Genomic DNA, 14,934 nt, shown 5'->3' with positions numbered 1-14,934 from the left:
GGGCGTCGTGTGACGTGCGCCGGTGGCGTGCGGCACGGTGACTGAGGAGATTTGTCGACTTCCAGGGGGCGATTTCCCCCACAGAAGTGATGACCGTGCCCATCCTGGGCACGGAACCCCCCGGCACCCGCGTAGCTTTGACGCCACCTTCAGCCCCCTGAGGACGCTCAGCGGGCCCGACACGTCGGAGCAGTCTTGGCACGGAAGATCGGCAGCCGGTACACCGCCCACCAGATCCTTGGCCGCGGCAGTGCCGGCACGGTATGGCTCGGCGACGGACCCGAGGGGGCCGTCGCCATCAAGCTGCTGCGTGAGGACCTCGCCGCCGACCAGGAGCTGGTCGGCCGCTTCGTCCAGGAGCGCGCGGCGCTGCTCGGCCTGGACCACCCGCACGTCGTCGGCGTGCGTGACCTGGTGGTCGACGGCAACGACCTCGCCCTGGTGATGGACCTCGTACGCGGCACGGACCTGCGCACCCGCCTGGAGCGGGAGCGCCGGCTCGCCCCGGAGGCCGCCGTCGCCATCGCCGCCGACGTGGCCGACGGCCTCGCCGCCGCGCACCAGGCCGGTGTCGTGCACCGCGACGTGAAGCCCGAGAACGTCCTGCTGGACATGCAGGGACCGCTCGGGCCCGGCGGCGCCCACCCCGCGCTGCTCACCGACTTCGGCATCGCCCGCCTCGTCGACACGCCGCGGCACACCCGGGCCACCAAGGTCATCGGGACGCCCGACTACCTCGCGCCCGAGATCATCGAAGGCCTGCCGCCCCGCGCGTCCGTCGACGTCTACGCGCTCGCCACGGTGCTCTACGAGATGCTCGCCGGCTTCACCCCCTTCGGCGGCGGCCACCCCGGCGCGGTGCTGCGCCGGCACGTCACCGAGGCCGTCGCGCCGCTGCCCGGCATCCCGGACGAGCTGTGGCAACTGCTCCTGCAGTGCCTGGCCAAGGCGCCCGCCTCCCGGCTGCGCGCCCCCGAACTGGCCGCCCGGTTGCGCGAGATCCTGCCGGGCCTGGCGGGTCACCCGCCGCTGGACATCGACGAGCCCGACGGCGACCAGTCCGCCGAGGAGCCCGAGGAGACCGCCACCGGTCCGTACGTGTCCGACGCCGCCGGGCCGCGGCAGGGCCCGTACGACGAGGCCCTCTACCCGCCGGTCGCGCCGGGCGGCTCCCGGCCGCGCGGCGCCGTACCGCTCGTCCACGGCTCGGCCGCCCCCGACTCGAACCGCGAGACCCACACGAGCATGCGCGTGCCGGGCCCGGACGAGCTGGCGGGCGGCGCGCACGGCACGGCCCGCGCCCCGCGCGCCGCCGGCGAGCCCCGGGCCGGCTCGGCGCGGCACCGTGAGGCGGTGCGCCGCCGCCGGGTGAAGCTGGGCCTGGCCGCCGCCGCGGTGGTGGCCGCCGCCGGGCTCGGCGGCTGGTTCGCCTCCCAGCACGGCGACTCCGGCGACGCCGAGCCGGGCGTCCACCACTCCGACGCGACCACCCCGAGGCCCGCGCCCTGACCTCCGGCCGCCCCGGCCCGCACCGGCCGGGGCGGCGCCCCGCACCCCGCCCCACCTGCCCCGGCGCCCCGCCGCCCGGGGAGCGGCGCGAGGCTCGGGGCACGCAGGCGGCGGCAGCCGTTAGGCTGGGGTGCGTGGCAGTCGTCGATGTATCCGAAGAGCTGAAGTCCCTCTCCTCGACCATGGGGTCGATCGAGGCCGTCCTGGACCTCGACAAGATGAGGGCCGATATCGCCGCGCTTGAGGAGCAGGCCGCGGCGCCGTCCCTCTGGGACGACCCGGAGAGCGCGCAGAAGATCACCAGCCGGCTGTCCTACCTCCAGGGCCAGCTGCGCCGGGCCGAGGAGCTGCGCGGCCGGGTCGACGACGTCGGTGTGCTCTTCGAGCTCGCCGAGGCCGAGGGTGACGACGAGGCCCGCGCCGAGGCCGAGAGCGAGCTGGCCGACGTCCGCAAGGCCGTCGACGAGCTGGAGGTCCGCACCCTCCTGTCCGGCGAGTACGACTCCCGTGAGGCCGTCGTCAACATCCGTGCCGAGGCCGGCGGCGTGGACGCCGCCGACTTCGCCGAGAAGCTCCAGCGCATGTACCTGCGCTGGGCCGAGCGGCACGGCTACAAGGCCGAGGTGTACGAGACCTCGTACGCCGAAGAGGCCGGCATCAAGTCGACCACCTTCGCCATCCAGGTGCCGTACGCCTACGGCACGCTCTCCGTCGAGCAGGGCACCCACCGCCTGGTGCGCATCTCGCCCTTCGACAACCAGGGCCGCCGCCAGACGTCCTTCGCGGGCGTCGAGGTGCTGCCGGTGGTCGAGCAGACCGACCACATCGAGATCGACGAGTCCGAGCTGCGCGTCGACGTGTACCGCTCCTCCGGCCCCGGCGGCCAGGGCGTCAACACCACCGACTCCGCGGTGCGCCTGACGCACATCCCGACCGGCATCGTCGTCTCCTGCCAGAACGAGCGCTCGCAGATCCAGAACAAGGCGACCGCGATGAACGTCCTCCAGGCGAAGCTGCTCGAACGCCGCCGCCAGGAGGAGCAGGCCAAGATGGACGCACTCAAGGGCGACGGCGGCAATTCCTGGGGCAACCAGATGCGGTCGTACGTGCTGCACCCGTACCAGATGGTCAAGGACCTGCGCACCGAGTTCGAGGTCGGCAACCCGCAGGCCGTGCTCGACGGTGACATCGACGGCTTCCTGGAGGCGGGCATTCGCTGGCGCAAGCAGCAGGAGCAGGGGAAGTAAGCCGCGCGAGCACGCCGTGGCGGCAATCCGCGGCGGAATGCCGTATGGATTTTCCCTGGATGTTCTGTGAAACAACTGCCGCTTTTCGAGCGGCAGTTGTTTTTTGCCGTGCCGGGGCATGTGGCGGTTTGGTCACAGTCATACGTCCATGGACCCCGCAACTCCCCTCAATTCGGTCATCGCACCTTTATTTGACCTTGACGATGGTGTGAGAACTGGGAAGGGTGGTACGCGGCATGCGTATGTCTGGGGCGTGCGTGTGAACGGGGATCTGAGTGCAACGGCCGCAGGGCGGTACCGCGACTCGCCTACCCGGGTCGGCCGCTGCCCCGAACAGCGATGCTCCCATGACGAGTAGAGCTACTGGGGGTAGCAGTACATGACGAAGAAGACGCGGCTGCGCGTGGCGCGCATTGCGGCCGGTGCGGTGATCGCGGCCGGTGCGTCGCTCACCGCGGCCGGGGCGGCCTCGGCGGTCGGCACCGAGCAGACGGTGGGCGCTCCGGACGAGGGCGGTTTCCTCGGCGGGATTTTCGGCGGCCCGACCTCCGGTGGCAGTGACACCGGTGGCAGCCAGACCGGTGGTTCCGGGACCGGCGGCAGTGAGATCGGCGGCAGCGAGACCGGCGGTTCCGAGACCGGTGGCAGCGAGACCGGTGGTCAGAGCGGCAGCCAGACCGGCGGCAGCGAGACCGGCGGCCAGTCCGGCAGCCAGACCGGCGGCAGCGAGACCGGTGGTCAGAGCGGCAGCCAGACCGGCGGCACCCAGTCCGGCGGCCAGTCCGGCAGCCAGACCGGCGGCACCCAGTCCGGTGGCCAGTCCGGCAGCCAGACCGGCGGCACCCAGTCCGGCGGTCAGAGCGGCAGCCAGACCGGTGGCACGCAGTCCGGTGGCCAGTCCGGCAGTCAGACCGGTGGCACCCAGTCCGGCGGCCAGAGCGGCAGCCAGACCGGTGGCAGCGGCTCCGGCGGTTCGGACGACACCAACGGCAGCACCTCGAACGGAAGCACCTCCGGTGGCAGCGACGACGGCACCGGCACCGGTACCGACAACGCCGGCAGCAAGCCGATCGAGCAGCCCGGCGAGGGCAACGAGCAGATCGTGAACACCCCGGGCCAGCCGCAGCAGCAGGCCAAGGGCGGCGAGCTCGCGGAGACCGGTGCCTCCGGCACCACCTTCCTGCTCGTCGGCGCGGCGACGATGATCGCCGGTGGCATCGGCTTCCGCCTGATGCCGCGCCTGATCAACAAGAGCGGTGGCGCGGCCGCGGCCTGACACCAGGCCCCGCCCCGTACGCGGGGCAGCGCATGACGAAGGGCCCGGAGCGCGAGCAGCGCTCCGGGCCCTTCGGTGCTCTCATGTCCGCGCCGCGCCGGGCAGGGTGGCGCTCCGTACGCGGCCCGTCACCTGGGGTGGCCTCAGGCGGCCTGGTGTATCAGCATCGCGAGCGCCACCAGGGCCACCAGCAGCGCCACCACGGCCGCGGGGGTCACCTGGCCGAACAGCCCGCTCTCCTGCAGCCGTTCCCTGCTGGCCCGGCACACGGGGCAGCGGCCCTCGTTCACAGGGGCCGCGCAGTTGGCGCACACCAGCCGGTCGTACGTCATGCGACCTCCTCATCAACCGCTGCAACGCGCAAGGAACCACGATGGTTCCCTCTACCACTGTGCCAGCTCGCCGACGGAACGGCGCGCCCCGGTCGGCTTCCGGCCTTTTCGCCGCCACCGCCCGGCTCCACGGGCCGGAATGTGTTCGTTTTGTCCCCGTAGATGCCGTGAATAAACGCACCAACCCCGAACGGCGACTGCGCCTTCGCGCGAGACTCGCGTAGGGTCACGCTCACCGACGGGAGCCGCGACAGGGGCATCCCGTGCCGCTACCCAGGTCGACCGTGGTGCATCAGTGATCCGATTCGACAACGTCTCCAAGACCTACCCGAAGCAGAACCGCCCCGCCCTCAGGGATGTTTCCCTGGAGATCGAGCGCGGTGAGTTCGTCTTCCTGGTGGGCTCCTCGGGCTCCGGTAAGTCCACCTTCCTGCGTCTGCTCCTGCGGGAGGAACGCGCCAGCCATGGCGCCGTGCACGTACTGGGCAAGGACCTCGCGAAACTGTCCAACTGGAAGGTGCCGCAGATGCGGCGCCAGGTGGGCACCGTCTTCCAGGACTTCCGGCTGCTCCCCAACAAGACGGTGGGACAGAACGTCGCCTTCGCCCTCGAAGTCATCGGCAAGCCGCGCGGCCAGATCCGCAAGACGGTCCCCGAGGTGCTCGACCTCGTCGGCCTCGGCGGCAAGGAGGACCGGATGCCGGGCGAGCTGTCCGGTGGTGAGCAGCAGCGCGTCGCCATCGCGCGGGCGTTCGTCAACCGTCCCCTGCTGCTCATCGCGGACGAGCCCACCGGCAACCTCGACCCGCAGACCTCGGTCGGCATCATGAAGCTGCTGGACCGGATCAACCGGACCGGTACGACGGTGGTCATGGCCACCCACGACCAGCAGATCGTCGACCAGATGCGCAAGCGCGTCATGGAACTAGAGAAGGGCCGGCTCGTGCGTGACCAGTCGCGCGGCGTGTACGGCTACCAGCACTAAGCGTGTACGGCCCCCAGCACTGAAAGGACGCCATGCGCGCCCAGTTCGTCCTGTCGGAGATCGGCGTCGGTCTCCGCCGGAATCTCACGATGACCTTCGCGGTCATCGTCTCCGTCGCCCTCTCCCTCGGCCTGTTCGGCGCCTCGCTGCTGATGCGCGACCAGGTCAGCACGATGAAGGGCTATTGGTACGACAAGGTCAACGTCTCCATCTTCTTCTGCAACAAGAACGACGCCGAGACGGGGGCCCACTGCGCCAAGGGCGCGGCCACCGAGCAGCAGAAGAACGACATCAAGGCCGAGCTGGACCGGCTGCCGATCGTGCAGAACGTGCAGTACGAGTCCAGCGACCAGGCGTACAAGCACTACAAGGAGCAGTTCGGCGACACGCCGGTGGCGGGTCTGGTCACCCCCGACCAGCTGCCGGAGTCCTTCCGGGTCAAGCTCAAGGACCCCACCAAGTACGAAGTGATCAAGTCGGCGTTCTCCGAGCGGCCGGGCGTCCAAGAGGTGCAGGACCAGCGCGACACCATCGAGCCGCTGTTCAACCTCCTCAACGGCATGAACATCGCCGCGCTGGTGGTGATGGCGCTGATGCTGGTGGTGGCGCTGATGCTGATCGTCAACACCGTGCGGGTGTCGGCGTTCAGCCGGCGGCGGGAAACCGGGATCATGCGCCTGGTGGGCGCGTCCAGCTTCTACATCCAGATGCCGTTCATCCTGGAGGCGGCCATCGCGGGCCTGCTGGGAGCGGTGTTCGCCTGTGTGCTGATCGTCGGCGGCAAGTGGGTGCTGATCAACAACTGGCTGGCCACCAAGATCCTGGTCATCAAGTTCATCGGCTGGGATTCGGTCGTGGCGGTGCTGCCGCTGGTGCTGCTGATCGGCCTGTTGATGCCGGCGCTCGCCGCGTTCTTCGCGCTCCGTAAGTACCTCAAGGTGTGACGTATGCCAAGGGCGCCGTACGGTCAACTCCCCGTACGGCGCTTCTTTCTGTCCTACACTCACCGGCATGACGGGCCCGTGTTTGTTCGTCCGGCCCCGCCGCAGCCGCCGCGGGGCGGCCCTGACGTTGGTCTTCGTGAGCGTGCTGGCGACCGGCGCGGCGGCGGGTACCTGGAAGGAGAGCGGGCACCCGGCGGGCGGCGGGCAGGCGTCCGGAGGTACGGCCGCCGGCCACGTCCACCGGCCCGCGCGCGCCGACGGGCACGCCGGGGCGCACCCGGCCGGCTCCGGCGCGGCGGACGAGGTCGTCAGCCGCAGCGGTGACCGCTGGTCCACGGCGTTCTCGGCCCGCGAGTACGAGGACTTCCAGCGCGAGCTGGACGGCGAGTACGTGGGCGTGGGCCTGTGGCTGCGGCAGGCGGCGGACGGCCGCGCCCTGGTCTCCCGGGTACGCCCCGGCAGCCCCGCGGCGGCGGCCGGCCTGCGCCCCGGCGACGACCTGCGCGCGGTGGACGGTGTGGCCTCCCGGGGCAGCCAGGTCACCGAGGTCGTGGCGCGGCTGCGCGGCGACGCCGGGGCGGCGGCCGCGGGCCCGCGGCCGGGCGCCGGCAGCAGCGTCGCCCTGGAGCTGCGGCGCGGTACGCGGCAGTGGACCGAGACCCTGCGCCGGGCCCGCCTGCGGGACCAGAACGTGACCACCGACCGCCCCGACGGCCCGGACGGGCCCACCCGCATCCGGGTCGGCGCCTTCAGCAGCGGTACGGGCGAGGAGGTCCGCCGTGCGGTGCGCGCCGCCTCCCCGCGCGGCGGCGTGCTGCTGGACCTGCGGGGCAACACCGGCGGCCTGGTGAGTGAGGCGGTCACCGCCGCCTCCGCCTTCCTGGACGGCGGTCTGGTCGCCACGTACGACGTCCGCGGCAGCCAGCGCGCCCTGTACGCCCAGGGCGACGGCGATACGGACATCCCCCTCGCGGTGCTCGTGGACGGCGGCACGATGAGCGCCGGCGAGCTGCTGGCCGGGGCGCTCCAGGACCGTGGGCGCGCGGTCCTGGTCGGCACGCCGACCTTCGGCAAGGGCTCGGTGCAGCTGCCCAGCGAGCAGCCCGACGGCTCGGTCGCCGAGCTGACCGTCGGCCACTACCGCACCCCGTCGGGCCGGACGGTCGACGACCGCGGCATCACCCCGGACCTGGTCGCCGAGGACGACGCCCCGGCCCGTGCCCGCACGGTATTGAGTGGCCTCGGGGGCGGGGCGTAGTGCGAAAATGGCTCCACTATGACCAAGACCTCTAAGGCGAACAAGAAGAACGGCAAGAAGGACGACGGGACCGGCCGCAAGCTCATCGCCCAGCACAAGAAGGCGCGGCACGACTACCTCATCCTGGACACGTACGAGTGCGGGCTGGTGCTGACCGGCACGGAGGTCAAGTCGCTGCGCCAGGGCCGGGCGTCCCTGGTGGACGGCTTCGTGCAGATCGACCGCGGCGAGGCCTGGCTGCACAACGTGCACATCCCGGAGTACGCCCAGGGCACGTGGACCAACCACAGCGCGCGCCGCAAGCGCAAGCTGCTGCTGCACCGCCTGGAGATCGACAAGCTGGAGTCGAAGTCCCAGGAGACCAGCCACACGATCGTGCCGCTGTCGTTGTACTTCAAGAACGGCCGCGTGAAGGTCGAGATCGCGCTGGCCAAGGGCAAGAAGGAGTACGACAAGCGGCAGACGCTGCGTGAGCAGCAGGACCGCCGCGAGGCGGACCGGGCGATCTCGGCGGCCAAGCGGCGCGAGCGGGCCTGACCAGCCGGGCTCCCCGCCGTCCGGGCGGGAATACGCTGGCATCGTCGCGCGTTGGTCACGTACGATGGGCTACGCACCGCACGCCGGTGCAGGCACCACCTTGAAAACACAACATGGGGATGATCGGTTTCGACAGCGGATGTCGAAGCAGGGGAAGCGAGCCGAGGAAGCGGCAATGATCTCGTAAACCATATGTCGCAAAAAATAATCGCCAACACCAAGCGCGATTCCTTCGCCCTCGCTGCCTAAGTAGCGACCTGCGAAGTGTCAGCCCGGGGGTGTTCCCGACCCGGATCCTGGCATCAGCTAGGGAACTAAACTTCTAGGTCCGGTCACGGGGCCTAGGAGGAAATCAAACAGTGACTGAGCCCGTCGGAGACTTGTCCGCGAGATCTCCGGGGCCGAGAAAATCGCAGCGGACTGCGCTCGGAGAAGCCCTGTTTCCGCACCGTTGGACGCGGGTTCGATTCCCGCCATCTCCACTCGACGGAGAAACCGGAGGCCCCGGCCCCCGGACCCGTCACCCCATGTGAGGCGAAGGCCCCGCTGCTCAGGCAGCGGGGCCTTCGTCGTACCGCCGCCGGTGTCCGGGGGCGGCCGCCGTTTCCGTTCACGCCGGCCGCCGGGCGGTCCGTACGGCGTGCGCGGTGCCGGCCGCGGCCAGGGCCAGGGCGGCCGCGGCGGCGGGCACGGTGTAGCCGGCGGCGGTGCCCGCGGGCAGGTGCTGCACGGCCCAGCCGCCGCCCGCCGAGCCCGCCGCGATGCCGGTCAGCAGCGCGGTGACGGCCAGCGTCAGGCCCTCGTTCAGGCGGCCCGCCGGCACCCGCGACTGGATCAGGCCCATGCCGGTGACCATGGTCGGCGCCGTGGCCATCCCGGCGCACAGCAGCGCCGCCGCCGGCAGGAGCCCGCCGCCCGCGCTCGCCGCCGCGAACGGCAGCCACATCAGCGCGGCCATGGCGGCGACACACCGTACGAAGCGCCGGTCCGCCGGTCCGGCCGGGCGCAGCACCCCGTACAGCAGGCCCGCCGCACAGGACCCGGCCGCCTGGAGGGCGAGCAGCGCGCCCGCCGCCGCGCGCTGCCCGTGTGCGTCCGTGAAGCCGATCGTGACGACCTCCAGCGAGCCGAAGACCGCGCCGGTGGCGAGGAAGGTGAGCAGCAGGGGCAGCAGCGCGGTGACGAGCCGCCCGGCGCCGTGGCGCGCGGCGACGGGCACGGCCGGCGGCTCGGTGCGCCGCTGGGCGGCGAACAGCAGCACCCCGGTCAGCAGCAGCACCGCGCCGGTCAGCGTGCCCGCCTCCGGGAAGAGCCCGGTGCACAGGAAGGCCGCCAGGACCGGCCCGAGCATGAAGCACACCTCGTCGGCCGCCTGCTCGAAGGAGTTGGCGGTGTGCAGCGCGCGCGGGTCGTCCCGCAGGAGGCGGGCCCAGCGGGCACGGGCCATGCCGCCCGTGTTGGGCGTGGTCGCGGTGCAGGCGTACGCGGCGAACAGCGTCCAGGACGGCGCGCCCAGGTGGACGCAGAGCACCAGGGCCAGCGAGCCGAGGACGGCCAGGGCCGTCGCGGGGACGGCGACCCTGGCCTGCCCGTACCGGTCGACCAGCCGCGCCGTCCACGGTCCGGCGACCGCCGTGGCCGCCAGTCCGGTCGCGGTGACCGCGCCGGCCAGCGCGTACGAGCCGCGCGACCCGGCGATCATCAGGATCGCGCTGACGCTGAACATGCCCATGGGCAGCCGCGCGAGCAGGTTGGCGGCGGTGAAGGCGCGGGCGCCGGGGACGGTGAAGATCCGGCCGTAAGGCCCGAGTACGCGGCGGAGCGCGGCGGGGGAGCGGCGGCGCCGGCGGCGGGCGGGCGGAACGCGGCGGACGGGCGGGGCAGTCACCGGGCGGGCGGCGAGGAAGAGAACCATGGAAGTACCGTCGCCGTGCGGGTCGTTCCGCGTCCAACACCTGCATCGCGCGCATTCACGCACTTCTGTTGTGAATGCCGTCGGCGCGTACAGGGCCCGCGCGCGCCGGTGGCACGATGTGCGCGTGTCCCGAGATCTCGACCCGCGCCTGCTCCGCGCCTTCACCGCCGTCGCCGACGAACTGCACTTCACCCGCGCCGCCGGCCGGCTGTACATCGCCCAGCAGGCACTGAGCCGCGACATCCGGCGGCTGGAACAGGAGGTGGGCGCGGACCTCTTCGACCGTACGACCCGCCGGGTCACCCTCACCGAGGACGGTGCCCGCCTGCTCCCGTACGCGCGCCGCGTGCTGGCCGCGCACGATGAGCTGGCCGCCGCCTTCCTCGCCCCCGACGACCGGCCCCTGCTGGTCGACGTCAGCGTGCCCATCGGCACGGCGCACGCCGTCCTGGAGGAGGCCCGTCGCCTCGCTCCCGCCTGCGAACTCGTCGCGCGCTACCACAGCGGCCTGACCGGCGCGGCGGCCGAACTCGCCGCCGGGCGGCTGGACGTGTCCTTCGGACGCGTCGCCGGCCTGCCGCCGGCCGTCCGGGCCCGCCTGGAACACCTGCCCGTACGGTACGAGCCGATGGCCGTCCTGTTGGACGCGGACCACCCCCTGGCGGCCCGGTCCACCGTCCCCCTGGCCGCGCTCGCCGGTGAGACCCTCTACGCCGGGGCCGGGAACGCGCACACCGCGGAGTGGACCGACCTGGCGGCCCGCCTCTTCGCCGGGCGGGGCATCGCGATGGCGGCGCCGTTCCCGGAGATAGAGGGGTCGGCGGAGTTCATGCGGGTGGTGCGCAAGCAGGGCTGGTCGGTGCTGGCCAGCGTCGAGTTCATCGACGTGCCGGGGATGGCGCTGCGGCCGGTCGTCGATCCGGTGCCGCTGGCGCCGATATCCCTGGTGTGGCGGCGGGGGCTGCGCCATGCGGGACTGGACGCGCTGCGGGCGGCGTGCCGGGGGCTGGCGGCGGAACGCGGGTGGCTGCGGTGGCCGGAGGGGCCGGTGTGGCTGCCGGAGGAGGATGCGGCGTTGATGGCTTACAGCCGGTGACGGCCGAATTTTTGCCGTATAAGCAACCTGTAAGCGCGGGAACCCCTCCTTACCGACGGCAAGAACCATAGCCGGACTGTTGGGGGTTCCCGTGCGAAAGCGTCCGCTGACCGCGGCGGCTCTGGCCGTGCTCGTGCTGAGCGGTGGCTTGGTCGCCTGTGACGACCCGCGGGTCGACGTGTTCCAGGCGAACTGTACGACCAAGGCCCTGAAGTGGAAGGTCACGGTACTGAAGAAGAAGGCCCGCACCCCGCACCGGGAGGCCCGCCTCGCGGCGGTCAACACCGGCGCGGACGGGTGCGTCTTCCGTGGCTACCCGGAGTTCCTGGTGCACAGCGGCAAGGCCGGTCAGGCGGACGGTGTGGGGCAGGGCCGTACACGTCCGGTCAGTGTGCCCAGCGGCAAGGGCGTCGTGGTCGACCTGCGCTACCGGGACGTCGAAGCGGGGCGTCCCGGAGACGGTGACTGCTGGGTCAAGAACGGCAGCGCCGTGGTGGCGGCACCCCGCGACGGCGACAGAACCGAGGTAGGGGTTCAGGACGAGAAGGGCCGGCGGATGGAGTTCATGGACGTGTGCGACCACCGCATCCGCATGGCACCCCCGCGGGCGGCGGCCGACTGACCGGCGCGGTCCCGGACAGGCCGGCCCCCGGCTCTCAGCGCGGGACGGACAGCAGCGGGTGGTAGAGCCGGGTGTCGTCCGGCTCGCCGACCGGGCGGCCGTCCACCGCGACCCACGCGTGCGCGCGAAACGGTTCCGTCCGCACGCCCGTGCACCACTGCGGCCACCGGCCGCCCAGCCGGCACAACAGGGCGGTCGCCACGGAGCGTTGCAGACAGCCGTTGCCCGCACAGCGCAGGCTGACCGTGACGACGGCGTGCCGGGCGCGCGCGGCTTGCGGTTCGGTGGCCGGCCGGGCACCTCGCCGTACGGTGTCCAGGACGCGGCAGAGCGTGCGGGGGGAGAAGCGCGTCAGGAGGCGGGCCGCGGCCACGCAGCCGAGCGCGGCGCAGCGGTCCGCGAACGGCAGGCGGGCGGGCACGCCCGTGGCGACCGGGATGCTCACGAGATCACCAGCTTCGCCGACTGGAGCGACTCCAGCAGCGCGACGGCGTCCGCGCCCACCCGGTCCGCTGCCGAGGGGTGGCGGTGGCGCAGCTCGTCGGCGGCCGAGGCGCAGGTGCCGCCGGCCAGAAGATGTTCCAGGACGAACGCGCCGGTGTTGTTCATCTGCCAGTAGCGGCCCGTACGGGCGTTGAGCAGCACCATGCCTCCGGGGGTGCGCACGCTGCTGACATGGGGGGCGAGGGCGAACGCCATCGGGTTCAGGCTCCTTCCGCGGCGGGAACGGTGGGGCGGGCGGGGGCGGCGGGCCGCGGCTGCTCCTGGAGGGAGCGCAGCCAGTACTCGGCCGCCAGGGTGGGGTCCAGGGGTTGCAGGGTGTGTGCGAGGGGCTGGAGCGAGGTCAGGGCCGTGCGCAGCACTTCGGGGCGGATCAGGCCCAGTCCGGCCAGGCGGGAGTCGTCGCAGAGCGCGGCCAGGGCCCGGCGGTGGCGGCGCAGGCCCGCGTAGACCTCGGCGCTGTGTTCGCCCTTGGTGCCGCGGGCCCGTACCGCGTCCGGCAGGATGCCGCGCATGGCCGCGCTGAGCAGGGGTTTGTACGAGCCGACCGCGACCTGGTCCACCAGCCGCACGGTCAGCGCCGCCTCGATGACGTTGTCGTCGAGGAACGGGGCCTCGAAGGTGACGCCGTGGTGCGCGGTCAGCGCGGCCGCGCCGCGCACGATCTCCCCGGCGCGGGCGGCGGCCCGCAGCACCTCGTGCTGGCAGCGCAGCGGCGCGAACGGCTCGGGTTCCGCGGCGGCGGCGTCCCGTACCAGGCGGCGGGCGGTGGCCACCGCGTCCGGGTGCGCCCACGGCGGCATGGCCGGCACGACCTCCCAGTCGGCGCCGCTGTCACCGGACCGCGCGCCGGGCACGATCCGGTCGGCGCAGGCCTCCAGCCACTGCGGGTACGGCACGCCGCCGAACAGGGTGCGCAGGGTGTCGACCAGCGTCCAGCGGCCCAGCCGGCGGGCCGCGCACGCGCGCCGGGCGGCGGAGCGGAAATCCGTACGGGCCAGGGAGTTCAGGGCCACCGGGCGCGGGGAGAACAGTTCGTCGCCGCCGACGCCGATCAGGTGGGTGCGGGAGCCGCGGGCGGCGACGGCCGCGGCCTGGTGGTCGAGGCGGGCACTCTCCCGGATCACGGCGAGCGGGCCCGCGGGGTCGGTGCGGGCGGGCGGTGCGTACCAGGTGGGCGCGTCGGTGTAGGGGAGCGGCAGGTGCTCGGCGGTGTGCAGCAGGGCCGCGCCGTGGTCGCTCCACACGTTGTCGTCGTTGGCCTCGTCCCGGCACACCCAGGCGGTGGTGATCAGCCGGGTGTCCTCGCGGGCGGCCAGGAAGCACAGGCTGGTGGAGTCCATGCCGCCGGAGAGGTCGGCGCTCAGGGCCGGGCGGCGGGCGCGTACCCGTACGGCTTCGGTCAGGGCGTCGCGTACGCACTCGGCGGCGTCCTCCAGCCAGAGGTCGGGCCGCGGGGGCCGCCACCAGCGTGCCGTGCCGTGGCGCCCGTCGGCGCCGAGGGTCAGGCAGTGGCCGGGCGGTACGGCCCGCACCGCCCGCCAGGCCGGGCGCTGGGCGAGGGGATACGGCGCGAACGGGGCGAGCAGGCGCACGGCCAGGCTCTCCTCGTCGACCGAGCCGAGGCCGGGCGCGCCGGTGGGGAGCCCGGCGGCGCTCGCCTCGCGGGCCAGCGCCGCCAGGTCGTGCGGGCGGCTGCCCGCCACCGTGACGCCGTTGACGCTCGCGTGATGGATCTGCCGGACCGTCGACAGGCTGCCCTGGCACCGGACGCGGGAGCCCATCGCGGCCAGGAGGAAGAAGCTGCCGGGCAGTTCACGGACCCGGCTGTCCAGGTCCTCCAGGCGGCGCAGCCGGCGCAGCATCCGGTCCAGTGTCCCGGTGTCGGCCGCGGCCGTGCCGAGCAGCAGCAGCCGGTCCGGCCCCGGGCCGGTCGCCACGGCTTCGTCGTCGGTCCAGTGCCCCATGACCCAGGGGCGCCCGGAGGGGTGGCGCACCGTGCGCACGGTGGGGTCGCGGCGCAGGTTCAGACACAGCGGGCCGGTCGCGGGATGATCGGGGAAGACGACGAAATCCACGATGACTTACCACCCCTGGCGTGCGGTGCGGGCGTGCGGCTCATGGCTGGTTCCGGTCGGGTGCGGAGGGAGGACGGGCGGGTGCCGGGTGGGGGCGGCCCCTGCCGGGGCGGGCGGTGCGCGCCCGGGCAGGGACCGCCGGACTGGGGGCGCGTGGACGACGTCCCGTCAGGCCGGGGGCCCGCAGGCCCCACCGGGGCGTGGCAGGATCCGATGGGGCCCGGAGGGCTCCGGGGCTCACCACCAGTGGTGGCCGCGGCCTCCCCAGGCATCCCAGTGGTGGCCGTGGAACCCGAGCGTCAGCTCGGTGAAGTCCCCGGCCTCGGCCAGCTCCGGTGCTTCGTACTCGACCGTCTCGAACGGTTCCTGAACTTCCGGCATGAGAATGATCCCCTTCCCTCAGAAGTACCGCGCCCGCCGGTGAACACAGGCTGTGTTCATGCGATTACGCAGTGCGTCCAGGGGAGATGCTGCCAGCATCCGCAGCCCCTGCCATTGCCCCTAACGAGTGATGTAGGGGGCGCACGGGGTGCATTGGCGTAACCTCCGGCGGTTGTGCGCCGACGGTGTGCGTTCCGCTCACCGCGCGCCCCCGGACGCGGTGAGCGCAAGGTTTCCCGCCGGTCACGTCCCG

General features: G+C 72.8%; 15 protein-coding genes and 1 other RNA gene. 10 read left to right on the top strand and 6 right to left on the bottom strand.

Annotated elements, in window-relative coordinates:
- Positions 1 to 195 precede the first annotated feature (195 nt).
- The 3 genes from AB0L45_RS03265 (at position 196) to AB0L45_RS03255 (ending at position 4,032) form a co-directional block, all read left to right on the top strand.
- Entirely contained in the window at positions 196 to 1,509 is a 1,314-nt protein-coding gene (locus AB0L45_RS03265; RefSeq protein WP_365835505.1) for a serine/threonine-protein kinase, read from the top strand.
- Between the two features lie 134 nt (positions 1,510 to 1,643).
- Positions 1,644 to 2,756: a peptide chain release factor 2 gene (prfB, locus tag AB0L45_RS03260; RefSeq protein WP_365835503.1), complete on the top strand. Its 1,113-nt coding sequence runs from the start codon at positions 1,644 to 1,646 to the stop codon at positions 2,754 to 2,756.
- 379 nt (positions 2,757 to 3,135) lie between these two features.
- Positions 3,136 to 4,032, top strand: a complete 897-nt coding sequence (locus tag AB0L45_RS03255; protein WP_365835501.1) for a hypothetical protein — start codon at positions 3,136 to 3,138, stop codon at positions 4,030 to 4,032.
- A 143-nt stretch (positions 4,033 to 4,175) separates the two neighbouring features.
- Here the strand turns inward: AB0L45_RS03255 and AB0L45_RS03250 are convergent, their stop codons facing one another.
- Complete coding sequence (locus tag AB0L45_RS03250) at positions 4,176 to 4,364, bottom strand: hypothetical protein (protein WP_365835499.1); 189 nt, start codon at positions 4,362 to 4,364, stop codon at positions 4,176 to 4,178.
- Between the two features lie 295 nt (positions 4,365 to 4,659).
- Here AB0L45_RS03250 and ftsE point away from each other — a divergent pair, with 295 nt between their 5' ends.
- From ftsE to ssrA, 5 genes are all read left to right on the top strand, one after another.
- Positions 4,660 to 5,349, top strand: a complete 690-nt coding sequence (ftsE, locus tag AB0L45_RS03245; RefSeq protein WP_003986514.1) for a cell division ATP-binding protein FtsE — start codon at positions 4,660 to 4,662, stop codon at positions 5,347 to 5,349.
- Positions 5,350 to 5,381: 32 nt separating this feature from the next.
- Positions 5,382 to 6,293 (top strand): permease-like cell division protein FtsX, encoded by a 912-nt coding sequence (gene ftsX / locus AB0L45_RS03240; protein WP_365835497.1) that lies wholly within the window; start codon positions 5,382 to 5,384, stop codon positions 6,291 to 6,293.
- A 67-nt stretch (positions 6,294 to 6,360) separates the two neighbouring features.
- Positions 6,361 to 7,551 carry a S41 family peptidase gene (locus AB0L45_RS03235; protein WP_365835495.1) on the top strand — a complete coding sequence of 397 codons (1,191 nt, stop codon included), beginning with the start codon at positions 6,361 to 6,363 and terminating at the stop codon, positions 7,549 to 7,551.
- Positions 7,552 to 7,569: 18 nt separating this feature from the next.
- Positions 7,570 to 8,088 carry an SsrA-binding protein SmpB gene (gene smpB, locus AB0L45_RS03230; RefSeq protein ID WP_365835493.1) on the top strand — a complete coding sequence of 173 codons (519 nt, stop codon included), beginning with the start codon at positions 7,570 to 7,572 and terminating at the stop codon, positions 8,086 to 8,088.
- Positions 8,089 to 8,203: 115 nt separating this feature from the next.
- Positions 8,204 to 8,573, top strand: a transfer-messenger RNA (tmRNA) gene (gene ssrA / locus AB0L45_RS03225).
- A 125-nt stretch (positions 8,574 to 8,698) separates the two neighbouring features.
- Here the strand turns inward: ssrA and AB0L45_RS03220 are convergent.
- Entirely contained in the window at positions 8,699 to 10,003 is a 1,305-nt protein-coding gene (locus tag AB0L45_RS03220; protein WP_365835491.1) for an MFS transporter, read from the bottom strand.
- Positions 10,004 to 10,127: 124 nt separating this feature from the next.
- On the opposite strand from AB0L45_RS03220, the gene AB0L45_RS03215 reads away from it, so the two are divergent.
- Together AB0L45_RS03215 and AB0L45_RS03210 are read left to right on the top strand one after the other, a co-directional pair.
- On the top strand, positions 10,128 to 11,099 hold the full coding sequence (locus tag AB0L45_RS03215; RefSeq protein WP_365835489.1) for a LysR family transcriptional regulator: 972 nt from the start codon (positions 10,128 to 10,130) through the stop codon (positions 11,097 to 11,099).
- A gap of 91 nt (positions 11,100 to 11,190) precedes the next feature.
- Positions 11,191 to 11,721 carry a DUF4232 domain-containing protein gene (locus tag AB0L45_RS03210; RefSeq protein WP_365835487.1) on the top strand — a complete coding sequence of 177 codons (531 nt, stop codon included), beginning with the start codon at positions 11,191 to 11,193 and terminating at the stop codon, positions 11,719 to 11,721.
- A gap of 34 nt (positions 11,722 to 11,755) precedes the next feature.
- Here AB0L45_RS03210 and AB0L45_RS03205 read toward each other — a convergent pair whose 3' ends face one another.
- The 4 genes from AB0L45_RS03205 to AB0L45_RS03190 form a co-directional block, all read right to left on the bottom strand.
- Entirely contained in the window at positions 11,756 to 12,166 is a 411-nt protein-coding gene (locus AB0L45_RS03205; protein ID WP_365835485.1) for a lasso peptide biosynthesis B2 protein, read from the bottom strand.
- Positions 12,163 to 12,420 carry a lasso peptide biosynthesis PqqD family chaperone gene (locus AB0L45_RS03200; protein ID WP_365835483.1) on the bottom strand — a complete coding sequence of 86 codons (258 nt, stop codon included), beginning with the start codon at positions 12,418 to 12,420 and terminating at the stop codon, positions 12,163 to 12,165. Before AB0L45_RS03200 ends, AB0L45_RS03205 begins: the two co-directional genes overlap by 4 nt.
- A gap of 5 nt (positions 12,421 to 12,425) precedes the next feature.
- Complete coding sequence (locus AB0L45_RS03195) at positions 12,426 to 14,300, bottom strand: asparagine synthase-related protein (protein ID WP_365835481.1); 1,875 nt, start codon at positions 14,298 to 14,300, stop codon at positions 12,426 to 12,428.
- Between the two features lie 237 nt (positions 14,301 to 14,537).
- A complete protein-coding gene (locus AB0L45_RS03190; RefSeq protein WP_365835479.1) occupies positions 14,538 to 14,681 on the bottom strand; it encodes a lasso RiPP family leader peptide-containing protein in 144 nt (47 codons plus the stop codon).
- Between the last annotated feature and the right edge of the window lie 253 nt (positions 14,682 to 14,934).

It is taken from the genome of Streptomyces sp. NPDC052496 (genome assembly GCF_040679095.1).
GTDB lineage: Bacteria > Actinomycetota > Actinomycetes > Streptomycetales > Streptomycetaceae > Streptomyces.
Note: the sequence above shows the minus strand (reverse complement) of the source record. Positions and strands in the feature narration are given on the sequence as shown.